We start from the raw sequence: 25945 nt of genomic DNA, 5'->3' as shown, positions 1-25945 counted from the left end.
CCGGGCATGACGCGACATGATCGACCCGGCCACGGGATCACCCCCGCGCCGAGTAGCTTCTAGGGCATGCGGATCGAGGATTACGCCCTGATCGGTGACATGCAGTCGGCCGCGCTCGTGGCGCGCGACGGTTCGATCGACTGGCTCTGCCTGCCGAGGTTCGACTCCCCCTCGTGCTTCGCGGCGCTGCTCGGCAGCGAGCGCAACGGGCACTGGTGGCTCGGGCCCACCGGCAGGAGACCGGCGACCCGGCGGCGCTACCGCCCCGACACGCTGGTCCTGGAGAGCGAGTGGGACACCCCGACGGGCACCGTCCGCGTGATCGACTTCATGCCGCCCCGCGACCGCAACCCCGACGTCGTACGCATCGTCGAGGGTGTCTCCGGCTCCGTCGAGGTCTCCACGCAACTGCGGGTGCGCTTCGACTACGGGCGCATCGTGCCGTGGGTGCGGCGTACGGACGGGCATCTGCAGGCCATCGGCGGGCCCGACTCCGTGTGGCTGCACTCCCCCGTGCCGCTCAAGGGCGGCGACTACGCCCACCGGGCCACCTTCACCGTCGAGGAGGGCGACCGGCTGCCGTTCGTGTTCACCTGGCACCCCTCCCACGAGCCGATGCCGCCGCAGATCGAGTGCGAGGAGCAGCTCGCCGAGACCGAGGCGTTCTGGGCGGAGTGGCTGGCCCGATGCACCTACCAGGGGCCCTACCGGGAGGCCGTGGTCCGGTCGCTGATCACGCTGAAGGGCCTCACGTACGCGCCGACCGGCGGCATCGTGGCCGCGCCCACCACGTCCCTGCCTGAAGACATCGGCGGGGTGCGCAACTGGGACTACCGCTTCTGCTGGCTGCGCGACGCGACGCTGACGCTCGACGCGCTGATCAGCTCCGGCTATCTGGAGGAGGCCGCCGACTGGCGGTCGTGGCTGCTGCGCGCCATCGCCGGCCGACCGCAGGACCTGCAGATCATGTACGGCGTCGCGGGCGAGCGCCGCCTGCCCGAGCTGCGCCTCGACTGGCTCGACGGCTACGAGGGCTCCCGCCCGGTGCGCATCGGGAACGAGGCGGTCAGGCAGCTCCAGCTCGACGTGTACGGCGAGGTGATGAACTGCCTCTACGTCTCGCGCACCAGCGGCCTGTCGGCCGACGACCGGGCGTGGAGCATCCAGCGCCAGCTCCTCGACTACGTGGAGGACCACTGGGACGAGCCCGACGAGGGCCTGTGGGAGGTCCGCGGGCCGCGGCGGCACTTCGTGCACTCGAAGGTGATGTGCTGGGTGGCGCTCGACCGGGCGGTCAGGTACGCCGAGAACTTCGGGCGTACCGGGCCGGTGGACAAGTGGCGCACGCTGCGCGACGTCATCCACGCGGAGATCTGCGAGCAGGGCTACGACGCGCGGCGCAACACCTTCACCCAGTCGTACGGCTCGACGGAGCTGGACGCGGCGCTGCTCATGATCCCCATGGTGGGCTTCCTGCCCGTCGACGACCCCAGGGTGAAGGGCACGGTCGCGGCGATCGAGAACGAGCTGATGTCCGACGGCCTCGTCCTGCGTTACCCCATCGCCGCCGACAACGACGTGGACGGCCTGCCGGGCGGCGAGGGCGCGTTCCTGGCGTGCAGCTTCTGGCTGGTCGAGGTCATGGCGATGCAGGGGCGCAAGGAGGAGGCGGAGGCCCTGTTCGAGCGGCTGCTCGCGCTGCGCAACGACGTGGGGCTGCTGGCGGAGGAGTGGGACCCGCGCTACGACCGTCTGGTCGGCAACTTCCCGCAGGCGTTCAGCCACGTGCCCCTGGTGCACGCCGCCCGCGCCCTGTCGCGGTTGTCCTGAGCCTTCGCGGGTTCGTCCGGACAGATCACCCCCTTTCGCCCGAATACCTCCTTAGCGGGCATCTGACAGGCACTTCCCGATCCTCCGCTGTTCATGTCCGGTTCATCCGATTCCGCCACGCTCCCGCCGTAGCCGGAGCACCCTCCCGGCGGGACGGAGCAACACCCCATGAGCCATGGGCACCACCACCACGGGCACGACCACACGCACGACCACGAGCACGGGCACGGGCGCCTCGGGGACAACGAGGCCGCCGAGGCGCGGGACCTGTCGATTCCCGACGGCGAGCTGCCGCCGGACCAGCTCACCCGGCGGCGCATGTTCCGCCGCGCCGGGCTGCTCGGCGCCGGGCTGACCGCCGTGGGCGTGCTCGGCACGCAGGGCCAGGCGGCCGCCACCACCCGGGACGAAGGCCGCGGCCGTGAGCCCAGGGACGGCTACCAGTGGCTGGCCGGTGACCACCACATCCACACCCAGTACAGCTCCGACGGCATCTACCGGGTCATCGACCAGGTACGCCACGGCAACGCGTACGGCCTGGGCTGGATGGTCATCACCGACCACGGCAGCACCACGCACGCCAAGATCGGGGTGGACAAGGTCAACCCCGACATCGTCGCGGCCCGCGCCGCCGTCAAGGACACGCTGGTCTTCCAGGGCCTGGAGTGGAACATTCCAGCGGCCGAGCACGGCACCGTGTTCGTCGCCCCCGGGCGGGGCGAGGTCGAGACGCTCAAGGAGTTCGAGAACTCCTTCGACGGGTCGGTGAAGGGCGCGAGTTCCAACACGCCGCAGAACGAGGCGCTGGCCATCGCCGGGCTGAACTTCCTGGCCGAGGCCGTACGCAAGCGGCGGGTCCCGGACGCGCTGTTCTTCGCCAACCACCCCTCCAGGAAGGGCCTCGACTCCCCGCACGAGATCCGGGGCTGGCGCGACACCGCGCCGTCCATCGCGGTCGGCATGGAGGGCGCCCCCGGCCACCAGGCCGCCGGCATCCCCAAGCCGAACGGCCCCGGCGGCGGGCGCGGCTTCTACGACAGCAACCCCGGCGCCGACTCCTTCCCCGGCTACCCGGCCGAGAGCTACAAGACCTTCGGCGGGTTCGACTGGATGACCGCGACCGTGGGCGGCCTGTGGGACAGCCTCCTGGCCGAGGGCAAGCCGTGGTGGATCACCGCGAACTCCGACTCCCACTCGGTGCACGGCGACACCAGCGAACGCGGCCCCGGCAGCGACTTCAACGCCAACGGCCGCTACGAGGACCCCGTCTACAAGGGCGTGGCCAACTTCGGCTCCGGCGACTTCTGGCCCGGCTACTACAGCAGGACGCACGTCGGCGCGCAGAACTTCTCCTACGGCGCGGTCATGGACGGCCTGCGCGCCGGACGGATCTGGGTCGACCACGGCGGCCTGATCAGCGGCCTGGTGGTGCGGGCCCGCCCGACCGGCACCGGGCAGCGCGGGGTGACGCTCGGCGACACCCTCCAGGTGCGCAAGGGCGCCCGCGTCGAGCTGGCCATCGAGATCACCCTCGCCGGGCGGCCGAACTGGGTCCAGGTCGTCCCCACGCTGGCCCGGGTGGACGTCATCCAGGGCGACGTCACCGGCCCGGTCTCCGACAAGGACGCCTTCACCACGCCGAACACGAAGGTCGTGCAGTCGTACGAGGTGAACAAGAGCACCGGCACCGTCACCTTCACCTACCGGCTCGACGCCATCGACCGTCCGGTGTACGTGCGGCTGCGCGGCACCGACGGCAAGCGCAGCGCCCCGGGGCTGCTGGGCGCGGCGGTGGACCCGCACGGCCCGCAGATCGACGTGTACGGCGACGCCGACCCCTGGAACGACCTGTGGTTCTACAGCAACCCGATCTGGATCCTGCCGCGTTGACGAACCTCGAACCGGTGACCGGCCGGCCGTCGCTCGTCGAGCCGACGGCCGACGAGCGGCACGCCGACGGGCGGCCCGCCAACACGGCGCTCGCCGACGGGCCGCTCGCCGACGGGCCGCTGGTGCTGGGCATCGACGCGGGGACGCGGACGCTTCAGGAGGCCGAGCACCTGCTCCACATCGTGGCGCGGGCGCTCGGCCTGCCCGGCGACGCGGTCGGCTGCACCCACTTCGTCCCGGCGGGGCAGGCGGGCGACGAGCCGCACGTCGCCTGCTCGCTGGCCGTGCCAGAACCCATCACGGCAACGGTGTCGGAGCTGATGGCGGAGTCGGCGCCGGAGCTGTCGTGGGAGCTGTCGTGGGCGCTGGGCGACGCGCGTACGGGGCCGCTGGCGGCGGGGGCGGCGTTCGCCGTCTCCGAGCACGCGGAGCGCCGCGGCGGGCGGGTCGTCACCTTCCCCGGCCGCGACCTGCTCACCGGCACCCTCGGCGCGGGCGCCATCCGCGACGGCTCGGCCATCGACCGGGTGCTCGTGCTGGCCTCTCCCGGCCCGCCCGCCGACGACGTGCCGGTGGTCACCAACGACCACGTCAGGCCCGTCTGGCGGGACGGCCTCATGACCCTGCTCACCATGCCGGCCGCCGAGGGCCGCCTCACCCCGGCCGAGGTGCCGAACCCCACCCCCTGCTGCGCCGACCACGCCTGACCGCCCCCGGACCGGCGGGCCACGTCTAGGGGCCGGTCAGGCGGCGTTCGCCCGCCGTGGTCAGCACGAACACCTGCCAGTTGTAGTAGACGTAGTACGCCCGCGGATCGCGCTTGATCTGGCGGGCGTGCAGCAGGATCGCCTCCACGTACGCCTGCGAGGGGTTGTAGGCGTGCAGCGCCCGCCGGTAGTCGCGCGGGGCGCCGCTGGCCTTGAGGTAGTTGGCCGCTCCCATGACCGCGTCGCGCGGGTTCTGGACGTCGCCGCCCAGCCCGTACGCCTTCCAGGTCGCCGGCATGAACTGCATCGGCCCCTGGGCCCCGGCGTGGCTGTCGGACCTCACCCGGCCGAACTTCGTCTCCGCGAACATCACCGCCGCCAGCACCTCCCACTCCACCCCGAACCGCCGTTCGGCCTTCTTGAAGAGGCCGAGCAGCTCGGCGGCCGGGCGGGCCCGCTGGGTCTTGAACACGGCCGACGGCTTGATGGGCCTGGCCAGGGCGAGCAGCCCGCGGATGGCGGCCGTGTTGTCCTTGGCCTGGGCGGCCAGTCCGGCGGGCAGGCGGGCGAAGGCGCGGGAGGCCAGCTCGGGGTGGCGGGCGGCGTGGCGATAGATGCGCTGCTGGTACAGGGCCAGCAGCTCGACGTCCGCGGGCGGCCGGGCGGACGCCGCCGAGCCGCCCTCGGTCCAGGCGTCGATGGCCTCGCCGAGCTTGGCGGTGGTGTCGCGCAGGGCCGTGGCCAGGCGGGTGGCGTTCTCGGGGATCTTCTCGTCGGGCGCGGGGAGCGGCTCCTCCCGCGCGGCTTCGGCACTCGCCGACGGGGCGGGAGTCGCGGTGTGCTCCTGGGCGGAGGGCCCGCGCGCCGGAACGCCGCGAGCGCCGTCGGCGGGGATCGCGCAGGCCGCCACCGCGAAGACCACCGCGGACAACGCCGCGAGGCGCGCCAGGATCCCCCGGGAGACGGGCACGAGGATGGGCCTGGCGATGGGCCCGGGGATGGGCCCAGGGATGGGCGCGGAGATGGGCCCGGCGGTGGGCGCGGCGGTGGGCGCAGCGGTGGGGAGGGTCGCCGCGGCGGGCGGGCGGCCCCGGCGGTGGCGTTGACTGCGGCGGTGGAGTCGTGGGTGCTGCGGGCGTGCCTCCATGGCAACGCAACCTACCGGTGCGGCGGCGGGGCCGTCTCAAACGGCGCGGCGGGTCGCCGGGACTTCGTAGACGGCTTGCGTCCGCCGGGCGAGGTGTGATGTCGTGCCGCTCCTGGCTCTAGGAGGATTTGTCATGCCGTTCATTGTGGATGTGACCAGCGGGAACGTGGAGCGGGAAGATCGGTCCGCGGAGAGGGGGCACTACGGGGGATCCGTTCTCGGGCTGCGGTTGATGAGTGAGCGGACGCCCGCCGGGCTCGATCCGTACGACCCTCGGGCCCTGCTGTACGTGGCGGCCGGGAGGCTGGGCGGTACGGCCGCGCCGGGGCTGGCCAAGGCCGTGTTCCTGGCCAAGTCGCCGTTGACCGGGGTGGCCGGGGAGGCGCACGCACTCGGGCCGTTCGCGGCGGGGATGCGGGCCGCCGGGGCCGAGGCGGTGGCGGTCGTGGGGCGGGCGGAGCGGCTGTCGTACGTGCTGGTGGCGGGCGGGGAGTTGAGCGTGCACGAGTGCGCGGAGCTGCGCGGGCTCGGCGTCGCCGCCACCACCGACGCGCTGCGGTCCCGGCACGGCGCGGGCGCGCACGTGGCGGCGATCGGCCCGGCAGGGGAGAGCCTCGTCCGGTACGCGAGCGTGGTGACCGACCACGCCTTCGCCGCCGGGCGATACGGGCTGGGGGCGGTCTTCGGGTCCAAGAACCTCAAGGCGGTCGTGTGCGTGGGCGACGCGCCGGTCGAGGTCGCCGACCCGGCGGCGGTCGCGGAGCTGGCCGCGTACTATCGGGCGGCGCTGGCCACGAACCCGCTCGCCGCTCTCCAGGCCGGGGAGCCGGGGTTCGCGGGGTGGGCAGGTGACCCGCTCGACCCGGGGTACGCCGCGGTGCGCAACTTCTCGGTGCCCGGCCCGCCCGGCCTGCGCGTCCCGGCCGCCGCTGACTACGCCGGCCGCGCCGTCTCCACCACCGGCTCCTGCCCCGGTTGCCCGAACGACTGCCTCAAGGTCTACGCCCCGCCGTCCCGCCCCACGCCCACGCCGGAGCCCGGTGCGCGCGCTTCCGGGCAGGAGGCCGCAGCGGACGCGACGGCCATGCGTGGCCTCGGTGAGCGGCGGACGGGTGGGCTGGGGCAGGAGGCGTTCCTGTCGCTCGGGTGGAACCTGGGCATCGACGACCTCGACACCGTCCTGGCCGCCAACGCCCGCTGCAACGACCTCGGCCTCGACCCCGTCTCGCTGGGCGGAACGCTCGCGTTCGCCATGGAGTGCGCCGAGCGCGGCCTGCTGCCCGGCGGCCCCGCCTTCGGGGACGCGGCGGCGCTGCCGGGGCTGATCGCGGACGTGGCCGCCAGGTCCGGCCCGCTGGGCGACCTGCTCGCGGAGGGCTCGGCGCGGGCGGCGCGGCGCATCGGGCCGGGCGCGGAGGCGTACGCGATGACGGTCAAGGGCGCCGAGCTGCCGTGCTTCGACCCGCGCCCGCAGCCGGGCATCGGCCTCGGCTACGCGGTCGCGCCCGGCGGCCCGCGCTACGACGCCCTGGAGCACGACCTCGACTTCGACCCCGTCGCCGGGCTCGCGTACAGCTTCCCCGAGGCGGCCCGCGTCGGCGCCGCCCCGGCCCCGGCGGGCGACCTGGACGAGGAGCGCGGCCGTCGCAGCGCCCGGCTGCTTCGGCTGTGGAGCGGGCTCGACGCGCTCAACGTGTGCGTCTTCGCCTCCTCCCCGACCCGGCCGCTCACCGTCGACCGTCTGGCCGTCCTGGTCACGGCGGTGCTGGGGACGGAGTTCACACCGGCGGACCTGCTGGCGGCGGGCCAGGCCCGGCTGGACGAGATGCGCGCGTACGCCCTGCGGGAGGCCGCCGCGCGACCGGAGGGCGACGGGTTCCCCGCGCGGCTGGAGGAGGAGCTTCCCGCGCGGTTCCACGAGGAGCCGATCACCGCAGGTCCGCACCGGGGGGCGGTGCTCGACCTGGAGGCGTTCGCGCGGGCCCGCGCCGCCTTCCGCGAGGAGCTGGGCCGACCGCTGCGATGAGTCCCGCCGAGATCCGCCGTCTGAATCTCGGCGACCCTTTCGAGAGGTGGAACATGAGCAAGCTGCTGTACTCGGTGAGCGTGTCGGCGGACGGCTTCATCGCGGGGCCGGGGGGCGACATGTCCTGGCTGGCCCCGTTCACGGGGCCGAACCCGCTCGTCGACGACCTCATCGGCCAGGTGGGCGCGATCCTGGCGGGCAACCGCACCTTCCGTGGCGACGACCCGTACCGGGACACGGACAACGAGGGCGAGGCGTTCGGCGGTGGCTGGGAGGGGCCCCAGTTCGTGCTGACGCACCACATCCCCGAGACGCCGGTGCCGGGCGTGGAGTTCGCCGGTGACCTGGCGAGTGCCGTCGCCGCGGCGAAGGCCGCCGCCGGCGGCAAGTACGTCAACGTGCTCGGCGCCGACGTCGCCCGGCAGTGCCTGGAGGCGGGCGAACTGGACGAGGTGCTCACGATCGTGACGCCGGTGCTGCTCGGCGACGGCGTACGCCTGTTCGCGCACCCTGGCGGCACGAACATCAGGCTCGAACAGCTCGGCGTCAGCCACGTGCCGCACGCCACCAACATCTGGTACCGCGTCGCCCGCTGACGACCCGGCCACGTGCCCTCTCACCAGTGGTCGAGGTGGAGCACCTCGTCGAGCGGCTGGCGGGAGGCGGGCCGGAACGTCTCCCCCGTGTAGTACGCCGTGGGCACCAGCACGCCCTGCCGCACGTCACCGGGGATGCCCAGCAGCTCGGCGATCTCGCCCTCGTACGCCAGGTGCAGCGTGGTCCAGGCCGTGCCCAGACCGCGGGCGCGGGCGGCGAGCATGTAGCTCCACGCGGCCGGCAGCAACGACCCCCAGAGCCCGGCCTGGTTGCCCTCGGGCAGGCCGCCGGGCACCGTGATGCAGGCCATCACCAGCACCGGCACCTCGCCCATCCGGTCGGCCAGGTAGGCGGCGCTGTCGGACACCCGCCGCTGCGCCACCGACCGGGCCGGGTCGTCCTGGAACAGGTTCCCGGCCGAGGATTCCGAGTCGTAGTATCTGCGCCACGAGCGCCCGTAGTAGTCGCCGATCGCCTTGCGCCTGGCGGCGTCGGTCACCACGATCCAGTGCCAGCCCTGGGCGTTGCCCCCGGTGGGCGCCTGAAGGGCGATCTCCAGGCACTCGCGGACCAGACCCATCGGGACGGGACGGGTGAGGTCGAGGCGTTTGCGCACGCTGCGCGTGGTGGTGAGCAACTCGTCTGCTGAGATCGTCATGCGGTCATCATGCCCATTTCCGGACGCCCGTTTCCGCACCCGGCCGCAGGTCCTCGACCCGGCTCTCCCACTGCTCCCCGCCGCGCCCTCCCGCGCGTTCTACGGTGCGCCCAACTACAGCGCGCCCAGCTACAGTGCGCCCAGCTACAGTGCGCCCAGGTAGACCCAGCGGCCCTCGTGGCGGACGAACCGGCTGTGCTCCTCCATCTCCCCCGGCCGGCCACGGTCGAGGTAGTGGGCGCGGAAGCGTACGGTGCCCTCGGTGTGCACGACGCTGCCCCCGGTGCTCTCCAGCACCTCCAGCCGCACCCACGTCACCCGCTTGTCCAGCCCGGCGCGGGCCGGGCGGGTGGTGGGGTGCCAGGTGCGCAGCAGGTAACCCTCGTCGCGCACGCCGAACGCGGCGAAGCGGGAGCGCATGAGCTGCTCGGCGGTGGCGGCCGCCGCCTCGCCCCGGTGGAACCTGCCGCAGCAGTCGGGGTAGTCGGCGGGCAGACCGCAGGGGCATGTGCGGGCGGGCATGGGCACTATTCTGCCCCGAGAAGAGCGGTGAGATCGGTCAGGGTCGAGCCGAGCGGGGCGTCGAGGGTGAGTGACGCGTCGGCGTCCGCGCCCGTCGGCCCCTGGTTGACGATCGCGATGGGCAGGCCGAGCGCGGCGGCCTTGGTGACGAACCTCAGCCCCGACCTGATCGCCAGGGACGACCCGAGCACGAGCAGCGCCTGCGCCCCGCCCACCACGGCGAAGCACTCGTCCACGCGCGGCCGGGGCACGTTCTCGCCGAAGAACACCACGTCCGGCTTGAGCAGCCCGCCGCAGCCCGTGCAGTCGACCATCCGGAACCCCGCCACCTGCTCGTCGGTGAGCACGGCGTCGCCGTCGGGGTTGATCACGCCGTCGGCCTCCCATCCGGGGTTCGCCTCGCTCAGCCGGTGCTCCAGCTCGGCGCGCGGGGTGCGTTCGCGGCACGACAGGCAGACCACGCGGTCGAGCCCGCCGTGCAGCTCGATCACCCGCCGCGCCCCGGCGGCCTGGTGCAGGCCGTCGACGTTCTGCGTGACGATGCCGGTCAGCAGGCCGTGCCGCTCCAGCGCGGCCACCGCCCGGTGCCCGGCGTTGGGCCGGGCATGGCCGATCTCCCGCCAGCCGACGTGACTGCGCGCCCAGTATCGCTGCCGGGCCTGCGCGCTGCCGACGAACCGCTGGTACGTCATCGGCTCCGCGCGCCGCGCCCGGCCGGTCGGGCCCCGGTAGTCGGGGATGCCCGACTCGGTCGACAGCCCCGCCCCGCTGAGCACGGCCACCCCGCCCCGGGCGACGAGCCCGGCCAGCTCATCCACCTTCGTGGTGCTCGGTGTCACGTCTCTATGGTGCCCCAGCTCCCAGGTGACTCGGCCGCCGGTCCGTCCGGGCCGCGGAAGACCCCGCGCACCGGCGGATCAACCACCTCCTGGCCACGGGTACGGGTGCACCAGAGGCCGCCGCGGCGGGCTCGCCCGGGGCGCCCACCCGGAGCGGCCGTCGCGATCCGCCCCGCCGCCTCTCTCTGTGCGAAGGGTGCCGGCGGTGTCCCATTTTTCCCCGGCTGCCCGCAGGTAGACGCAGCGCAGTTCGGCGGCGAACCGCTGTGCGCCCTCCCGCAGCCAGCACTCGTCCGGCCCCGGCAGCACCTCGGTCAGCGTGACCCGGTCCGTCCCCGCCGCCAGGTGGGCCAGCCCTTCCAGGAGCGCGGGCGAGCGCGTGTCGACGTAGGCGGGCTCCCGTTCACGTCCCGTCGAGGCGAAGAACGCGACCGGCAGGTCGTGCGTCTCCCTCAGGCGGGCCATCGCCACCAGGAGGTCGCGATCGCCGCCCGCCTGCCCGAGCTCCTCGAACGAGGCCCGCCCCACCTGCCAGCGCCGCTTCGACATGACGACGTTGTCCCAGGTCAGCCGGGGTGTCTGCGGCCCGTCGAGCAGTCGGGGCAACCGGACCCTGGGCAGCGCCAGCGCGGTGTGCAGGGCGGTGTCGTGCTCACCGTTGTGGAACAGCAGCGGCTCCTCCATCCCCTTGGCGTGCAGGACGGCGCGCTGCCCGTCGCTGTGCACGTACAGCTCGTCGAGCCCGATGCGGCGGCGGTCCTGGTCGGCCGCCACGCCGCCCAGCTCCAGCACGGGCCCCGGCAGCTCCAGCGGCGGCACCCCGCCGGTGCGGCGCGAGATGACGTTCAGCACGCGGAACCCGGACAGGGCCCGCCCGACCGCCGCGTCCCGCTCCGCGAGGCACGCGGCGGCCTCGTCGTGGAACTGCAGGGCCCAGGGGGTGAGCAGCACCGCGTCGTGGAGACGGCCGAGGACGAGCGGCGTCGTCCCCGACTCGTACGCCTCCAGCGCGGACACCGCCACCATGACGTCGGCCGAGCACAGCACGGGCGCGGCCGGTGGGGCGGGCTCGTCGAGCAGCCCGGCGAGGTCCAGCTCGGACGTGCCCGCCGGGGCCTCGCGTACGAGGGCCGCCACGCGCTCGGCGAGCCTGCCGCCGTGCTCGATCTCGAGGTCGCCGGTCGCCCGCAGGGCCTCGGACAGTTCGTACGTGCCCGGGCCGAGCCGCCCGGCCAGCAGCCGGTTGGTCCGCAGCCTGGTCAGCTCGGCCTCCTCGGCGAGCAGGCCGAGNNGCCGAGCACCCGGGGCACCCGCTCGCGCAGGTCGGCCGCGAGCGCGCCGCCCACCGCGACCCGCAGCGTCCCGGCGGCGGCCTCATGCACGGTCGCCCGGTCGTCGCACCGCCCGCCCCCGGCGAGCGACTGGACGCGGCGCTGCACGGCCAGCTTCACATCGGGGGACGCGGTGGGGTAATGGGCGAGCAGTTCGCCGATCTCGTCGACGCGCCGGGCCGTCGGCAGCTCCGCGTCCTGGACCGGCTTCGTCCCGGCCCGCCCGCGCTGCGCCGGTACGTCCGCGGAGGCCACGAACCTCCGCCTGGTCGCCCCGGACGCCTCCACGAGCCCCCGCCCGCGCACCCCCCGCGCCTCGGACGGCTCAGGCCGGTCGGCGCGCTCGCACCCCTCGGGGGTCTCGCGCACGTCGGCGGGCCGCCGCGCCTCCGAGGGCCCCCATACCCGGGAGGACTCGCCGCCGTCCGTGAAGCCCAGCGCCTCCGAGGACTCCCGTACCCCGGAGGACTCGCCGCCATCCGTGAAGCCCAGCGCCTCCGAGGGGTCCCGTACCCCGGAGCGCTCGCCGCCATCCGTGAAGCCCAGCGCCCCCGAGGGCTCCCGTACCCCGGAGCGCTCGCCGGCCTCCGCGAGACCCGGCACCCCCGGCGGCTCGCCGACCTCGGCTCTGGTGAGGCCGCACTCGCAGGCGTCCGCTCCCCTGACGCGCCCGCGCCCGGGCAGGCCCGGTGCCCCGGAGGGCGGAGGGGAGACCGGGGTCCTGGTGGACAGGCGCTCGCGCAGCCAGCCAAGCGGGTCGCAGACGGTGGCGGGCGGGCAGAGGTCGTGGGTGAGAAGGCCACGCCGCACCGCGACGGCCAGCGCCGCCGAGGCGCGTTCCATGCCCGTCCCCGTCTCGGCCGCGATCTCGGCCAGCATACGGCCGCCGTCGCAGTGCCCCACGAACGCCGCCCCGTCGGCGACCGCCCCCGTCCACGTCTTGCGCCGCGGCACCAGCCCCGCCGCGAGCGCGGGGTCGGCGAGGATGCGCTGCTGGAGCGCCTCGCTCACCTGCGCGGCCGGGTGCGCCACCCGCCGCGCCCACACCCGATGCCCCGCCCAGACGTAGCCAGACGGGCCGGGCCCCACGCTCCCGTAGTTGACGGGCCCGTAGCACCCCTCCGTCTCGCAGGCGGCCGACAGCCGCTGCACCTGGAAGGCGAGCCTCCTGCGCAGCGCGCCACCACCAGCACCACCAGCACCACCAGCACCGTCGGCGCCTCCCCCGGCGCCGCCCCGCTCAGAGCGCCCGGCGGTGTTTCTGTGCGTGCTCCCCACGACACCCCGGTGCGGGCCTCCCCTGGCCGCGTCGCTCCGCAGCTCCCGGTAGAGGCCGGGCTCGGCGCACACGAGCGCGTCGAGGAAGCGCTCGTCGGCCAGGAGGCCGTTCACGGCCGTCCGCGAGAAGGCCGCGTCGCCCGGGACCAGCCGGGCCAGCGTGAGACGCGCCTCCTCCAGCCGCCCCGTCACCTCGTTCCACGCCGCCGGCCAGTGGCCGGGAAGCGGCGTGCCGGGCGGCAGCGGGCGCAGGTCACGCAGGCGCCCCCGCAGCCCGCGCGGCAACCGCCCGCCCTCCGCCGCCCCTTCCCGAGGGGGGCCCGCGCCGCACGCGGGTGCGTCGGCGAGCAGGTCGAGTGCCCGTCTCTCCAGCCGTACGACCGCCACGGCCGCCTCCGCCGCCCTGGGATAGACCAGGGACAGGACGAGCTCCCACGCGAACCCGGCGCCGCGGACGACCACGGCCGGCAACAGGGTCCAGTCGTGCTCGATGTCCATGAGGACCGCTCCCTTTCCTGACATGAATTCGCCGCCGCACCCGCTTCTCAACTCAGATGCTTACAAGATCAATTTCCTATGTCAACGCGTTTGGCGATTAAAAGAAAGTGAGAACCCACAATCGCCCTCCACACCCCACGAAGATTTACCGTCGTACGCCAGCAAATACCGCCATAAGGGACAGCGCTGTTTACTTTGCGTAGCAGCACTACCTATCCTTCCAGTACACAGCGTCATCGATCACCCCCTCACCCCACCCAGGAAAGAGCACCGACACGAATTAGCACCTCCACAGAACGCCTCCAGAATTTCCTAGCTGGAAAACCAGAAAGAACGACAGGGAACAACCGAACAACGGCCGCCCCGAATATTCGCGCGAATGCGCCCCCTGCCGTTCTCTTTCGGCTGCCGGGGCAAGCTGGGGTCAAGGGTGCGCGCCAACGCGTCGGAGAGGGGAAACAGACTGATAGAAGATGACATGGGGGTGAAGGGGGAACAGTGACGGACAACCCTCGGCGGCGACCGCGGCGCAGGACCGGGCCATACCTGTGGACGCCGGTGTTCGTGGTGGGCCTCGTCGTGGTCACCTTCGTGATCGTCGCCCTCGACGTGATCACGGGCACGGCGCTGCGCCTCTTCCCGCTGCTGATCTTCCTACCGGCCATCGTGTCCGCCCTCGGCGCGGTCTGGCAGACGGTCGTCGCGTCCGCGTGGGTGCTGGTGGTGGAGGTGTGCACCGCCTTCTACCTGCGCGCGGCGCCCGCCGAGATCCTGCTGGCGGTCGGGTTCACCGGCGTGTTCGGGGTGTTGAGCGTGATCGGCTGCCGCTACCGGGTGAGCCGCGAGGACGAGGTCTACCGGCTGCGCTCGGCGGCCACCGCCCTCCAGGAACTCATCGTGCGCCCCCTGCCCCTCCGTACGGCGCAGGTGACCATGGACGGCCTCTACCACCCTGTGGAGGAGGAGGCCGCCGTCGGCGGCGACATCTACGACGTGGCCGTCTCCCGGCGCGGCACGAGGGTGATCATCGCGGACGTCCAGGGCAAGGGCCTGTCGGCGATCGGCACGGCGCTGGCGCTGCTGGGGTCGTTCAGGGAGGCGGCCTACCGGGAGGAGACGCTCACGGGCGTCGTGGCCGCCCTGGAGAACTCCGTGGTCAGGCACAACTTCTTCGCCACCAGGAGGGGCGAGGTGGAGCGGCTGGTGACCGCCCTCGTGCTCGACTTCGGCCCGGAGACGAACGAGTCGGTCGAGGTGGTCAACTGCGGCCACATCCCCCCGTACATCCTGCACGACGGCGACGCCTATCAGGTGAACCTGGGTGAGCCCGCCGTGCCGCTCGGCCTGGCGGCGCTGGCGAAGTCGCCGCGCAGGCGCGTGCGCTTCACGTTCCCGTACGGCGCGACGCTGCTGCTGTGCACCGACGGGGTGACCGAGGCCCGCGACCCGGGCGGCCACTTCTACCCGCTGGAGGAGCGGCTGCACGCCTGGGCCGAGGCCCCGCCCGGCAACCTCGCCAGCACGCTGGGCGAGGACCTGCGGGTCTTCACCCGGTCGATGCCGCGCGACGACATCGCGATCCTCAGCGTCCGCAGGACAGGGCCGCCTCCCAGCCGGCCATGAACCCCTGTGGTCTCAGGTGAGCAGCTCGTTCACCGTGACGGTCGCCACGGCGTCGAGCGCCTGCTGCCCGGCCTGCCGGACGAACGGCGCCAGCGTCGCGCCCGTCGCCCCGCCCGTCGCCCCGCCCGTCGCCCCGCCCGTCGCCCCGCCCGTCGCCACGGTCTCGGCCAGCGCGGCGGCGGTGAGCGCGTACTGGAGCAGGGTGACGCCCTTGTGGGCGAGCACGATCGAGGCCGACACCTTCAGCCCGAGCCCCAGGACCCGGGTCTCGCTGCCGGCCGCGTCGTGGTGCGGCTCCCCCGCGGCGCCCGCGGCCTGGTGCTCCCGCATGGCGGCGGCGTGCTCGTCGTGCTCGTCGCCCATCCGGACCAGCGCCTCCTCGTCACCGTCGGAGTACACCCGCCCGAGGAACACCTCGATCGGCGCCAGCGCGGCCGGCAGTTCGAGGCTCACCGGACGCCACCGGCGACGGCCGCCCCGCCACCCGCCGTGCCGCGTGCCCCGCCACCCGCCCCGTCGCCCGCCCGGCCCACAGTCTCCCGCCCGGCGAGACAGGCGGCGGGGTGGCCCGGGTGGCGGGCCGCGTGCTCGTCCCGAGCCGTGCGGTAGCACAGGCCGAGGGCCCGGCTGACGGGATTGTTGACGCCCCAGGGGGTGCCGTAGGCCGCCATGCGTTCGTGGAAGGCGCTGGCTCGCGCCGCCGCCTCCGCGCACGTGGTGGCGACGCCCCTCGCCACGCGGCGCGGCCGGACCCGGTCGTCGGCTCTCAGCCCGTCACCCACACGTTCCCCCTCGGGTCACCCACACTCTCCCCTTACGAACGCGGCCGGATTCCGGCCATCATCGCGGACATGCCCTGCGCGTACGTCCGCATCCGCTGCACGCTCAGCTCCCTCAGCTCCGCCACCGTGGCCATGATCTGCTCGGTGCCGGCACCGGCCTCGGCCCGCCGCCGCAGCACCGCCGCGTCCAGGTCGTCCAGGGCGGCGTTGACCGCGGCGGTCACGCGCTCCCCCAGCGCCCGCGTCCCGCCGTACAGAGCGCGCGGCGCCACACTCAGCGACACCAGCCGCGGCCCAGGCGCGCACACGGCGCTCACCAGCCCCTCGGACCTGCCGCGCACGTCGTCATCGCGCACACCGCCGATCGTCTCCAGCATCTCCACGAGCCGGTCGAACAACTCGCCCAGCTCGATCCCCGGCACCCCTGACGGCACCTCGGCCTCCGCGCGCAGCGCGGCGGCGCTCACCTCGATCGAGGCCGTCACGCGCGCCATCCGCACGTCCAGATCGGCCCGCACGGCGCGCAGCTCCCTGGCCAGCGCCAGCGGTTCGACGAACGGCACGGCCTCCTCGCCGGGGACCTCCCGGCCGAAGGCCCCGTCCACCGCCTCGGCCACGCGCCCGGCCACGATCTCGGGCCGCTCGCGCAGCAGGCGGGGGTCGATCACGAGCGAGACGAGCCTCCCGTGCGCGAGCATCGCGCGCACGCCGGACTCACGATGATTCCCCAGCAACTCGACGAACTCCGGCCGACGTTCTCCACCACCGCTGTCACGGTACCCAGAGGGGCGGTGACCTGCGACGGCGATCGCCGGTCGTTCCCCACGAGTTCACGACCTGTTGTCGCGCCGCCCGATCATCCCCGCGTCGATGTAAGCTGTCCCGGCCAATCCCCTTACAGCATAAATAGTCGGCCGAGATGGAAGGGTTCCGTGCTCTCCAGCCACCAGGCAAGCACCGTACAGTCGCGCGATCACAGCGCCGCGGACAGCCACGACCACATCCAGGTCCGTGGCGCGAGGGAGAACAACCTCAGGGGCGTCTCCCTTGAGATCCCCAAGCGGCGTCTCACCGTCTTCACCGGAGTGTCCGGCTCCGGCAAGTCCTCGCTCGTCTTCGACACCATCGCGGCGGAGTCGCGGCGGTTGATCGACGAGACGTACACCGCGTTCGTCCAGGCGTTCATGCCGAGCCTGGCCCGTCCCGACGTCGACGCGCTGCACAACCTGAGCGCGGCGATCATCGTGGACCAGGAGCGGATGGGCGCCAACGCCCGTTCCACCGTGGGCACCGCCACCGACGCGCACACCATGCTGCGGATCATCTTCAGCCGGATCGCCGAGCCCCACGTAGGTTCGGCGGGCGCCTTCAGCTTCAACCTCGCCGAGGGCATGTGCCCCCGGTGCGAGGGGCTGGGCAAGGCGACGGAGATCGACGTGGACGAGCTGGTCGACCGGGAGCTGTCGCTGAACGAGGGCGCGATCAAGGCCCCTGGTTACCCCGTCGACAGTTGGTCCTGGCAGGTCGTGGCCGGCTCCGGGCTGTTCGACCCCGCCGTCAAGCTGAAGGACTTCACCCCCGAGCAGTGGGACGACCTGCTGCACAAGCCCGCCACGAAGCTCAAGTACGGCACCAGCAACTTCACCTACGAGGGCCTGGCCGTCCGCGTCCGGCGCAGCTACCTGGGCAAGGACCGCGACTCGCTGCAGCCCGCGGCGCGCGCCTTCGCCGACCGCGCGCTCAGGCCGGCCTCCTGCCCGTCCTGCGGCGGCACCCGGCTGAACGAGGCCGCGCTCTCGGCCCGCATCCGCGGCAGGAACATCGCCGACTGCTCGGCCATGCAGATCAACGAGCTGGCCGGCTTCGTGCGCGGCATCGGCAACCCGGCGATCGGGCCGGTGCTGGAGGGGCTGCGCTCGACCCTCGACTCGCTGGTCGAGATCGGGCTGGGCTACCTCAGCCTCGACCGCGAGTCGGGCACGCTGTCGGGCGGCGAGGCGCAGCGGGTCAAGATGGTGCGCCATCTCAACTCCAGCCTGACCGACGTCACGTACGTCTTCGACGAGCCCACGGCCGGGCTGCACCCGCACGACATCCAGCGGATGAACAACCTGCTGCTGCAGCTCCGCGACAAGGGCAACACGGTGCTCGTGGTCGAGCACAAGCCGGAGACGATCGCGATCGCCGACCACGTGGTGGACCTCGGGCCGGGCGCGGGCACCAGCGGCGGCCGGATCTGCTACGCCGGCGACCTCGACGGGCTGCCCGCCTCCGGCACGCTGACCGGCCGCTACCTCGACCACCGCGTCCGGCTGCGTGACGACGTCCGCAAGCCGACCGGCCACCTGCCGATCAGGAACGCCACCCTGCACAACCTGCGCGACGTGAGCGTGGACCTCCCGCTCGGCGTGCTGACCGTGGTGACGGGCGTGGCGGGGTCGGGCAAGAGCTCCCTGATCCACGGGCACGTGGCCGGGCTGGACGGCGTGGTGGTGGCCGACCAGTCGCCGATCCGCGGCTCGCGGCGGAGCAACCCGGCCACCTACACCGGCGTGCTCGACCCGATCCGCACCGCCTTCGCCAAGGCCAACGGGGTCAAGGCGGGCCTGTTCAGCGCCAACTCCGAGGGCGCCTGCCCCTCCTGCAAGGGCATCGGGCTCATCTACACCGACCTGGCCATGATGGCCACGGTGGCCTCGGTGTGCGAGCAGTGCGAGGGCCGCCGGTTCACGCCGGAGGTGCTGACGTACCGGCTGCGCGGCAAGAACATCAGCGAGGTGCTGGAGATGCCCGTGGCCGAGGCCCGCGAGTTCTTCCCCAGCGGCCAGGCCGGCACGATCCTCGACCGCCTGGTGTCCGTCGGCCTCGGCTACCTGGGCCTGGGCCAGCCGCTCACCACGCTGTCGGGCGGCGAGCGGCAGCGGCTCAAGCTGGCCATCCACATGGCCAGGAACGGCAGCACGTACGTGCTGGACGAGCCCACCACCGGGCTGCACCTGGCCGACGTGGACCAGCTCCTGTCGCTGCTCGACCGCCTGGTCGACGACGGCAACACGGTCATCGTCATCGAGCACCACCAGGCCGTCATGGCCCACGCCGACTGGATCGTGGACCTCGGCCCCGGGGCCGGTCACGACGGCGGCCAGGTGGTCTTCTCCGGCACCCCTGGTGAGCTGGTGGCCAACGGCGACTCGCTCACGGCCATCCACCTGCGCGACTACGTCAACCGCTCCTGACACCCGGCCCTGACACCCGGCCCGCCCTTCCCGCCGGGGAGGGCGGGCGCCGGAACGTCAGACGGCCAGGCGGGCGAGGACGCGGGCGAACTCCGGCGGCGGCGCCACCACGAGCCTGGTCTGCCCGCTCTGGGCGACGATGTCGGCCTTGATGTGCGTCAGCCGCTCCCGGTGCCACCAGTACACCTGGGAGCTGAGCCCGTCGGTGCGGGCGGCGTGCACCCGCAACCGCTCGATGGCCCGGACGACGCCGATCCCGTCGACGGGGTGCACGAGCAGCGTGTACGGGTCCGGCAGCACGACGAGCACCCCGTCGGCGGGCACCGGCAGGTACTCCCCCAGCCAGCGCAGATGCGTGGCGGCCGACGGGCTCGCCGCGGTCAGCCTGGTCACCGGCGTGCCCGACAGCCCGATGCTCTCCAGCCACAGCCGGTCCTGCCCGCGTACGTTGGCCACGGCCAGGTCGAGGGCCTGCCCGGTGGGCAGCGGCCAGCACCCCGACTCCTCGGGCCGTACGGGCCGCGCGCCCACGGTGAGCAGTTCGACCAGGTCGGCGTTGAGGTGGCGGCCGACCACGCGGGTCAGGTCGGGCACCTCGTCCACGGCCTCCACGCGGGTCCCCAGCAGGGGTCTGGCCTGGTCCAGGTCGCACACGTCGAACCGCTCGCCGGACGTGGCCACGGCGTGCGCGAGGTGCTCGGAGACCAGCATCGGCCAGTCCTCCCTGGCCCTGCGCCCGGCCTCGCGGCGCAGCCCGGTCAGCTTGACCAGCAGCTCGGCGCCGTCACCGGGGGCCCTGACCGTCCCGTCGCCAACGGGCCCGTCGCCGGTGGGGCTGAGCGTCACGGAGCGGCCGTCGTGGGCGAACTCGAAGGAGTATCCGAGGGACTCCGCGACGAGGGCCACCAGCGAGTCGAGGTCGACGTCCTCCACCGGGCGGCGCGGGGGCTCGCGGTCACGACTGAACAAGCTCACGCGCCGTGTCCCTTTCTGTCGGATTCGTCCCTCCTACCTTGCCTGTTCCTGATTGCGGGTCACGCCGGTCAGCGAGCACGATTCGGTATCGATAACACCAAGTGCCCCAAGCCACACACTCATCTGCGGCGTCCCATGTCCCACCGGCAACCCCGCCAGAATCGGCACTCCGAGCGGCTTCAGCCGGTCCTCGAGCACCAGGTACGGGTCGCCGCAGTCGACCCACGACCCGAGCGCGATCCCCCGCACCCCGTCGAACGCGCCCGCCTGAAGGAGCTGGGTGAGCATGCGGTCGACCCGGTACGGCTCCTCGCCGATGTCCTCCAGGAACGCGATCCGCCCGGCGAACGACGGCTGCCACCTGGTGCCGCACATCGACGCGAGCAGCGACAGGTTACCGCCGCTCAGCACCCCCTCGGCCCGCCCCGGCGCGAGCACCCGGTCACCCCTGGCCAGGGTACGCGTGCCGAACAGCGCCTCGCGCAGGCTCTCCCACGTACGCGGCTCCGGCCCCTCGTCGTCACCGGCGATGGGGTCGCAGGCGGCCATCGGCCCGTGCAGCGTGGACACGCCCAGCTCGATGGCGAACGCGTTGTGCAGCGCCGTGATGTCGCTCGACCCGAGCAGCACCTTGGGTCCGGCCGCCCGCATGGCGTCCCAGTCGAGCAGGCCGAGCAGGCGGCCCGCGCCGTACCCGCCGCGGCAGCAGAACACCCCGGAGACGGCCGGGTCGCACCAGGCCGCCTGCAGGTCGGCGGCCCTGGCGGTGTCGTCGCCCGCCAGGTAGTCGAGGTGCTGGCGGTCGAGCGCGTGCGCGCCGACCACCACCTTCAGCCCGAGGCTGGTCAGGCGCTCGACGCCGCGGCGCAGCAGATCGGCACTGGGCGGCCCGGACGGCGAGACGACGGCGACGGTGTCACCTGGCCGCATCGATCAACTCCTTGACGAGTGCCGGCAGCGCTTCCCCGATCGGCTCGTGGATCACCTGGTCGGCGTAGGGGTCGTAGGGCGTGGGCGCGGCGTTCACGATCACCAGGCGGGCGCCGGCGTCGAGCGCCTCGCCGCAGAGCCCGGCGGCCGGGTGCACGGTCAGCGACGTGCCCACCGCCACGAACAGGTCGCACGAGCGGGCCGCGTCCAGCGCCGCGCCCAGCACCTCGGGCTTGAGCGACTGGCCGAAGGAGATCGTGTTCGACTTCTGGAGGCCGCCGCAGCGGGGGCACGGCGGGTCGGCCTCGCCCGCGGCCACCCTGGCCAGCACCTCGCTCATAGGCGTGATCAGGTCGCAGGACAGGCACTCCGCGCGGTGGAGGGTGCCGTGCAGCTCGATGACCTTCTCCGGGGCCGAGCCGGCCCGCTGGTGCAGCTCGTCGATGTTCTGGGTGATCAGGGCGCGCAGCAGCCCCGCGCGCTCCAGGTCGACGAGGGCTCCGTGGGCGGCGTTCGGCCGCGCGTCCCAGGCCGGGTGAACGAGCCTGGCCTGCCACGAGGCGCGCCTGACCTCGGGGTCGGCCAGGTAGCGGTCGATGGTCGCGTTGGCCTCGGCCGCCGGGTTCCTGGTCCACACCCCCTGCGGGCCCCGGTAGTCGGGGATGCCGGAATCGGTGGAGATGCCCGCTCCGGTGAGCACCGACACTGACGTTGGCTCGTACACGTGGCAAACGGTGTCACACTTACCTCTCGTATGCGACTTCCGCCCCACATCCTCGTGGTCAACGGCATCAAGGTCCGCCGGCCGGTCTTCCTGCTCGGAGCGCCGCATTCCGGCGTGGACCTCCTGGCCCGCGCCCTGAAACGTTCCCCCGGCTTCCACGTGACGATGGGCCGCGCGAGCGTGGCGCACGTGGTGTACGCCTTCGCCCGCAAGCCGTCCATCGCCCGCACGTCGGGGGCCGTACGCGTGATGCGCGACGCCCTCGCCGAGTCGTGGCAGGTGCTGCCCCGCTCGTGCGGCGAATGCGCCGAGCCGTGCCGGGACGCGGGCGGCGTGACGGGCACCGGTCCCTGCGTCTCGGCCACCGACGTCACCCGGTTCGGCGACGGCAGCCCCGACCTGCTCTACAGCGTGCCCACGCTGCTCCAGGCGTTCCCCGACGCCCGGTTCGTACAGCTCATCCGCGACGGCAGGGACGTCGTGGCCGACATGCTGGCCGATCCGGCGTGCCTGGCCTGGTTCAAGCCCGCCATGGTGGCGGAGCAGACCGAGTTCCCCAACGCGTTCCTGGGCGTCAACAAGGACGAGCACCTGCCACGGTGGAAGACCATGCCGACGGCGGGCAAGAGCGCGCTGCGCTGGCGCAGCGCGGTGCGGCTCAGCGCCGAGCTGCGCCGTACGCTGCCCGAGCCGCAGCTCCTGACGATGCGCTACGAGGAGCTGGTGAACCGGCCGCCGCAGTCGGTGGCCACACTGGCGGAGTTTCTGGGGACGCGGGTGTCGAAGGTCGTCCTGTACGACACCCGCGTGCCCAAGGTCGGCGCCTGGCGGACCCGGCTGCGCCCCGACGATCTGGAGCTGGTGGAGAAGGTGGCCAGGGAGGAGCTCACGCGGCTGGGCTACCTGAAGAGCTGAACTGGGTGCGGTAGAGCTCGGCGTAGAGCCCGCCGCGCGCCAGCAGCTCATCGTGCCCGCCGCGCTCGGCGATGCGGCCGTCGTGGACCACGAGGATCTCGTCGGCCTCCCTGATCGTCGACAGCCGGTGCGCGATGACCAGCGACGTGCGCCCCTCCAGCGCCGTCTTCAGCGCCACCTGCACGGCCGCCTCCGACTCGGAGTCGAGGTGGGCGGTGGCCTCGTCGAGCACGACCACGCGCGGTGCCTTCAGCAGCAGCCGGGCCAGCGCCAGCCGCTGCTTCTCGCCGCCCGACAGGCGGTAGCCGCGCTCGCCCACCACGGTCTCCAGCCCTTCGGGCAGGGCCTCGACCAGCTCGCCGATCTGCGCGGCGCGCAGCGCCTCCCAGATCTCCTCGTCGCTCGCCTCTGGACGGGCGTAGCGGAGGTTGGCCCCGATCGTGTCGTGGAAGAGGTGGGCGTCCTGCATGACCACGCCCACGGTGTCGCGCAGCGAGTCGAGCGTGGCCTCGCGCACGTCGAGCCCGTTGATCCGCACCGCGCCCTCGTTGACGTCGTAGAGCCGCGACACCAGCGAGGTCATCGTGGTCTTGCCCGCGCCGCTGTGGCCGACGAGCGCGATGAGCTGCCCGGGGGCGGCCGTGAACGACACGCCCTTGAGCACCGGCTGGGACGGGCCGGTGTCCTGCCTGGCCACCGACTCCAGCGAGGCCAGCGAGACCTCGGCGGCGGCCGGGTAGCGGAAGTGCACGTCGTCGAACTCGATCGTCACCGGGCCGCCGGGCACCGGCACCGCGCCTGGCCGCTGCGCCACCATGGGCTCGAGGTCGAGGATCTCGAAGACGCGGTCGAAGCTCACGAGCGCGGTCATCACGTCGACGTGCACGTTGGACAGGGACGTGAGCGGGCCGTACAGGCGCATCAGCAGGGCGGCCAGGGCCACCAGGGTGCCGAGCTCGAAGGCGCCGGAGATCGACAGGACGCCGCCGATGCCGTAGACGAGGGCCGTGGCCAGCGCCGCGATCAGGCCGAGGGCGGCCCGGAACACGGTGCCGTACATGGCGACGGTCACGCCGACGTCGCGCACCCTGGCCGCCCGGCGGCCGAACACCTCGGCGTCGTCCGCCGGCCGGCCGTAGAGCTTGGCGACCGTCGCCCCCGCCACGTTGAAGCGCTCGGTGGTGACCGAGCTCATCTCGGCGTCGAGCTGCATCTGCTCGCGGGTCAGCACCGACATGCGGCGGCCGACGTATTTCGCGGGCACGACGAAGATCGGCAGCAGCACCAGGGCGACCAGCGTGACCTGCCACGACAGCACCAGCATCGCGCCCAGCACCAGCACGAGGCTCACGACGTTGGCGACGACCGAGGACAGGGTGCTCGTCAGCGCGCGCTGGGCGCCGATCACGTCGGTGTTGAGCCGGCTGACCAGCGCGCCGGTCTGGGCGCGCATGAAGAACGCGACCGGCATGCGCTGCACGTGGTCGAACACCTCGGTGCGCAGGTCGTAGATCAGGCCCTCGCCGATGCGGGCCGAGAACCAGCGCTGCACCAGGGTCAGCCCGGCGTCCACGACCGCGAGCGCGGCGATCGCCACGGCCAGACCGACGACCACGCCGGGCCGCCGGGGCAGGATGCCGTCGTCGATGATCGCCTTCATCAGCAGCGGGTTGGCGATCACGATCACCGCGCCGGCCACGACGAGCACCAGGAACGCCGTGATGTGCCTGAGGTGCGGGCGGGCGTAGCGGGCGATGCGCCGCACGGTGCCCGGCCGCAGCCGCTGCTTGGTGACCGAGCCGTCGCGCCGCAGGGACGCCATCACCTGGGGCCCGAAGCCACCGCCCATCATCGCCATCCGGCAGATCCCTCCTCTGTCGAGGACGACAGCGTTGCCGGGGCGGGTGCGGATTCCCGGCTCAGCTCACCGCGAAACTCGCCCGGTCATCGACCCTGTCACTCACTCCGTCACTCGCCCTGTCATCCGCGCTGTCACTCGCCCCGTGATCCGCCCTGTAATCCGCCCCGTGATCCGCCCCGTCACTTGCCCGCCGCCGCCCGGGGCACGATGCCCGGCCGCCTGCCGCTCTGCGTCCGGAATGCGGGGGACCGTCCGGACGTGTACCGCCTTCTGCGCCCCGCTGAGGCCCCTTGGCGTCCCGCTCACCGGGATCTGCTGGTCAAGGGCCGGGAAGGGCCTGACACCGCTCCACGGGCGGCACAGAGGCGCGCTCCGGACCGTCAGCCGAAGAGGGTCCTGATCCGTGCGGCCTGCTCGACCGCCTCGGCCGCACTCTGCTCCTCCAGGGTGCGTCCCAGCGCCCCCTGGAGGAGCCGCTTGGTCGCGACAGCGGCGTCCCTGTTGGTGGACAGCAACTGCGCGGCCTTGTCCTGTATCGCTTGTTCCAGGTCGCCCCCGGCGACCACTCTCTCCGCGAGGCCGATGCGCACGGCTTCCTCGGCGTGCACGGTCCTGGCGGTCAGGCAGATGTCGATCGCCTTGGCCAGGCCGACCAGATCGACGAGGGGCTTGGTCCCCGTAAGATCGGGCACCAGACCCAGGGCGGGCTCTTTCATGCAGAACGAGACATCCTCGGCCACGATCCGCAGATCACAGGCGAGCGCGAGTTGGAATCCCGCACCGATCGCGTGCCCCTGCACTGCGGCGATGGAAACGATCTCCGGGCGGCGCAGCCACAGGAACCCCGCTTGGGCCTGACTGACGCGCTGCTCGAAGCCGGCGCCCTCGCTCTTGGCCGCCGAACTGAACGAGCCCTGTCCGGGCACCCCCTCAGGTGTGAACATTCGCAGGTCTATCCCTGCCGAGAAGGACGGTCCCTCACCTTTCACGACGACGACGCGCACCTGCTCGGGCAGGCTCTCGCCGATGCGAGCCAGCTCCGACCATGTCGCGAACGTCTGAGCGTTGCGCTTTTCCGGCCGGTCCAGCGTGATCGTCGCTATCTCACCGTCCACCTCGAAGCGAACTCCGCTCCGTGCCGAGCCGGAGTCGTCGTCCGCGTTCCCCCCGCGCTGTCGCGCCTGCGCTTCCGCCATCGCCCGCTCCCTCGCGTCCGGACTGCTGACCGTCGCGCCCGAGCCTATAGAACATGGTTCTGGCTCGGGCGCGACGTCGGCCGACTAAGGACGGGCGGCTGCGGTCGCACGTTCCGAGGCGGTCGTCAGCGCTTGGACTTGCCCCGGGTCGCCCCGCCGCGCCCACGCAGAGTCACACCGGACTCGCTCAGGATGCGGTGGATGAACCCGTAGGACCGACCGGTCGAAGCTGCCAGGGCGCGGATGCTTTCGCCCGCGGCGTAGCGCTTCTTGAGATCGCCGGCCAGTTTTTCCCGGTCGGCCCCGGTGACCCGGGTGCCCTTCTTCAGTGTCTCGGCCACGAGTACCTCCTGTAGTGCCGGACTTCCGCAGCGTTACTC

At 73.0% G+C, this 25945-nt stretch carries 22 protein-coding genes; 8 read left to right on the top strand and 14 right to left on the bottom strand.

All coding sequences use genetic code 11. The annotated features are described in order from the left end of the window. Positions 1-66 precede the first annotated feature (66 nt). The 3 genes from ABD844_RS06295 (at position 67) to ABD844_RS06285 (ending at position 4427) form a co-directional block, all read left to right on the top strand. Complete coding sequence (locus ABD844_RS06295) at positions 67-1830, top strand: glycoside hydrolase family 15 protein (protein ID WP_344873882.1); 1764 nt, start codon at positions 67-69, stop codon at positions 1828-1830. Positions 1831-1998: 168 nt separating this feature from the next. Then, the gene (locus ABD844_RS06290) at positions 1999-3720 is read left to right on the top strand and encodes a CehA/McbA family metallohydrolase domain-containing protein (RefSeq protein WP_344873880.1); all 1722 of its coding nucleotides are present in this window, start codon (positions 1999-2001) and stop codon (positions 3718-3720) included. Further along, the gene (locus ABD844_RS06285) at positions 3717-4427 is read left to right on the top strand and encodes a hypothetical protein (RefSeq protein WP_344873878.1); all 711 of its coding nucleotides are present in this window, start codon (positions 3717-3719) and stop codon (positions 4425-4427) included. Before ABD844_RS06290 ends, ABD844_RS06285 begins: the two co-directional genes overlap by 4 nt. 25 nt (positions 4428-4452) lie before the next feature. On the opposite strand, the gene ABD844_RS06280 is transcribed toward ABD844_RS06285, so the two are convergent. Further along, complete coding sequence (locus ABD844_RS06280) at positions 4453-5574, bottom strand: lytic transglycosylase domain-containing protein (protein ID WP_344873876.1); 1122 nt, start codon at positions 5572-5574, stop codon at positions 4453-4455. Positions 5575-5707: 133 nt separating this feature from the next. On the opposite strand from ABD844_RS06280, the gene ABD844_RS06275 reads away from it, so the two are divergent. After that, on the top strand, positions 5708-7600 hold the full coding sequence (locus ABD844_RS06275; protein ID WP_344873874.1) for an aldehyde ferredoxin oxidoreductase C-terminal domain-containing protein: 1893 nt from the start codon (positions 5708-5710) through the stop codon (positions 7598-7600). Positions 7601-7653: 53 nt separating this feature from the next. Further along, positions 7654-8196 (top strand): dihydrofolate reductase family protein, encoded by a 543-nt coding sequence (locus ABD844_RS06270; protein WP_344873872.1) that lies wholly within the window; start codon positions 7654-7656, stop codon positions 8194-8196. Positions 8197-8216: 20 nt separating this feature from the next. On the opposite strand, the gene ABD844_RS06265 is transcribed toward ABD844_RS06270, so the two are convergent. The 4 genes from ABD844_RS06265 to ABD844_RS06250 form a co-directional block, all read right to left on the bottom strand. Further along, positions 8217-8855, bottom strand: a complete 639-nt coding sequence (locus ABD844_RS06265; protein WP_344873870.1) for a nitroreductase family protein — start codon at positions 8853-8855, stop codon at positions 8217-8219. A 144-nt stretch (positions 8856-8999) separates the two neighbouring features. After that, entirely contained in the window at positions 9000-9377 is a 378-nt protein-coding gene (locus tag ABD844_RS06260; protein ID WP_344873868.1) for a YchJ family protein, read from the bottom strand. A 5-nt stretch (positions 9378-9382) separates the two neighbouring features. After that, a complete protein-coding gene (locus ABD844_RS06255) occupies positions 9383-10216 on the bottom strand; it encodes an NAD-dependent protein deacetylase (protein ID WP_344873866.1) in 834 nt (277 codons plus the stop codon). Between the two features lie 78 nt (positions 10217-10294). Beyond that, a complete protein-coding gene (locus tag ABD844_RS06250) occupies positions 10295-11353 on the bottom strand; it encodes a hypothetical protein (RefSeq protein ID WP_344873864.1) in 1059 nt (352 codons plus the stop codon). A gap of 2468 nt (positions 11354-13821) precedes the next feature. On the opposite strand from ABD844_RS06250, the gene ABD844_RS06245 reads away from it, so the two are divergent. Beyond that, on the top strand, positions 13822-14946 hold the full coding sequence (locus tag ABD844_RS06245) for a PP2C family protein-serine/threonine phosphatase (RefSeq protein ID WP_344873862.1): 1125 nt from the start codon (positions 13822-13824) through the stop codon (positions 14944-14946). 12 nt (positions 14947-14958) lie between these two features. Here ABD844_RS06245 and ABD844_RS06240 read toward each other — a convergent pair whose 3' ends face one another. The 3 genes from ABD844_RS06240 to ABD844_RS06230 are packed head-to-tail and all read right to left on the bottom strand — an operon-like array spanning position 14959 to position 16435. Continuing rightward, positions 14959-15399: a hypothetical protein gene (locus tag ABD844_RS06240; protein WP_344873860.1), complete on the bottom strand. Its 441-nt coding sequence runs from the start codon at positions 15397-15399 to the stop codon at positions 14959-14961. Then, positions 15396-15728 carry a hypothetical protein gene (locus ABD844_RS06235; protein WP_344873858.1) on the bottom strand — a complete coding sequence of 111 codons (333 nt, stop codon included), beginning with the start codon at positions 15726-15728 and terminating at the stop codon, positions 15396-15398. The genes ABD844_RS06240 and ABD844_RS06235 overlap by 4 nt, the downstream gene beginning before the upstream one ends. A 32-nt stretch (positions 15729-15760) precedes the next feature. Then, the gene (locus ABD844_RS06230) at positions 15761-16435 is read right to left on the bottom strand and encodes a hypothetical protein (protein ID WP_344873856.1); all 675 of its coding nucleotides are present in this window, start codon (positions 16433-16435) and stop codon (positions 15761-15763) included. A 225-nt stretch (positions 16436-16660) separates the two neighbouring features. On the opposite strand from ABD844_RS06230, the gene ABD844_RS06225 reads away from it, so the two are divergent. Continuing rightward, positions 16661-18964, top strand: a complete 2304-nt coding sequence (locus ABD844_RS06225) for an ATP-binding cassette domain-containing protein (RefSeq protein ID WP_344873854.1) — start codon at positions 16661-16663, stop codon at positions 18962-18964. Between the two features lie 57 nt (positions 18965-19021). Here ABD844_RS06225 and ABD844_RS06220 read toward each other — a convergent pair whose 3' ends face one another. Genes ABD844_RS06220 through ABD844_RS06210 form a run of 3 tightly spaced genes read right to left on the bottom strand, consistent with a single transcriptional unit; the run spans position 19022 to position 21593 of the window. After that, a complete protein-coding gene (locus tag ABD844_RS06220) occupies positions 19022-19939 on the bottom strand; it encodes a hypothetical protein (RefSeq protein ID WP_344873852.1) in 918 nt (305 codons plus the stop codon). A 33-nt stretch (positions 19940-19972) separates the two neighbouring features. After that, positions 19973-20869, bottom strand: coding sequence for a S66 peptidase family protein (locus ABD844_RS06215; RefSeq protein WP_344873850.1), 897 nt, complete (start codon positions 20867-20869; stop codon positions 19973-19975). Further along, positions 20856-21593 carry an SIR2 family NAD-dependent protein deacylase gene (locus ABD844_RS06210; protein WP_344873848.1) on the bottom strand — a complete coding sequence of 246 codons (738 nt, stop codon included), beginning with the start codon at positions 21591-21593 and terminating at the stop codon, positions 20856-20858. The genes ABD844_RS06215 and ABD844_RS06210 overlap by 14 nt, the downstream gene beginning before the upstream one ends. A 30-nt stretch (positions 21594-21623) precedes the next feature. Here ABD844_RS06210 and ABD844_RS06205 point away from each other — a divergent pair, with 30 nt between their 5' ends. Next, on the top strand, positions 21624-22508 hold the full coding sequence (locus ABD844_RS06205) for a sulfotransferase (protein WP_344873846.1): 885 nt from the start codon (positions 21624-21626) through the stop codon (positions 22506-22508). Here ABD844_RS06205 and ABD844_RS06200 read toward each other — a convergent pair. The 3 genes from ABD844_RS06200 to ABD844_RS06190 all read right to left on the bottom strand — a co-directional run bounded on the left by ABD844_RS06200 (position 22480) and on the right by ABD844_RS06190 (position 25906). Then, the gene (locus ABD844_RS06200; RefSeq protein ID WP_344873844.1) at positions 22480-24366 is read right to left on the bottom strand and encodes an ABC transporter ATP-binding protein; all 1887 of its coding nucleotides are present in this window, start codon (positions 24364-24366) and stop codon (positions 22480-22482) included. The genes ABD844_RS06205 and ABD844_RS06200 overlap by 29 nt on opposite strands. 383 nt (positions 24367-24749) lie before the next feature. Next, positions 24750-25565: an enoyl-CoA hydratase/isomerase family protein gene (locus ABD844_RS06195; RefSeq protein ID WP_344873842.1), complete on the bottom strand. Its 816-nt coding sequence runs from the start codon at positions 25563-25565 to the stop codon at positions 24750-24752. Between the two features lie 125 nt (positions 25566-25690). Continuing rightward, positions 25691-25906 carry a helix-turn-helix domain-containing protein gene (locus ABD844_RS06190; protein ID WP_020547488.1) on the bottom strand — a complete coding sequence of 72 codons (216 nt, stop codon included), beginning with the start codon at positions 25904-25906 and terminating at the stop codon, positions 25691-25693. Positions 25907-25945 lie beyond the last annotated feature (39 nt).

This window comes from Nonomuraea antimicrobica (genome assembly GCF_039536965.1).
In the GTDB taxonomy this organism is placed as follows: Bacteria; Actinomycetota; Actinomycetes; order Streptosporangiales; family Streptosporangiaceae; genus Nonomuraea; species Nonomuraea antimicrobica.
This window is presented reverse-complemented; position numbering and strand designations above follow the sequence as displayed.

Bases quoted from the DNA above. Each gene is read 5' to 3' on its own strand.
- ABD844_RS06290 (WP_344873880.1), top strand. From the start codon at position 1,999: ATGAGCCATGGGCACCACCACCACGGGCACGACCACACGCACGACCAC.
- ABD844_RS06215 (WP_344873850.1), bottom strand. From the start codon at position 20,869: ATGCGGCCAGGTGACACCGTCGCCGTCGTCTCGCCGTCCGGGCCGCCC.
- ABD844_RS06270 (WP_344873872.1), top strand. From the start codon at position 7,654: ATGAGCAAGCTGCTGTACTCGGTGAGCGTGTCGGCGGACGGCTTCATC.
- ABD844_RS06280 (WP_344873876.1), bottom strand. From the start codon at position 5,574: ATGGAGGCACGCCCGCAGCACCCACGACTCCACCGCCGCAGTCAACGC.
- ABD844_RS06205 (WP_344873846.1), top strand. From the start codon at position 21,624: ATGCGACTTCCGCCCCACATCCTCGTGGTCAACGGCATCAAGGTCCGC.
- ABD844_RS06295 (WP_344873882.1), top strand. From the start codon at position 67: ATGCGGATCGAGGATTACGCCCTGATCGGTGACATGCAGTCGGCCGCG.
- ABD844_RS06275 (WP_344873874.1), top strand. From the start codon at position 5,708: ATGCCGTTCATTGTGGATGTGACCAGCGGGAACGTGGAGCGGGAAGAT.
- ABD844_RS06195 (WP_344873842.1), bottom strand. From the start codon at position 25,565: ATGGCGGAAGCGCAGGCGCGACAGCGCGGGGGGAACGCGGACGACGAC.
- ABD844_RS06260 (WP_344873868.1), bottom strand. From the start codon at position 9,377: ATGCCCGCCCGCACATGCCCCTGCGGTCTGCCCGCCGACTACCCCGAC.
- ABD844_RS06200 (WP_344873844.1), bottom strand. From the start codon at position 24,366: ATGGCGATGATGGGCGGTGGCTTCGGGCCCCAGGTGATGGCGTCCCTG.
- ABD844_RS06265 (WP_344873870.1), bottom strand. From the start codon at position 8,855: ATGACGATCTCAGCAGACGAGTTGCTCACCACCACGCGCAGCGTGCGC.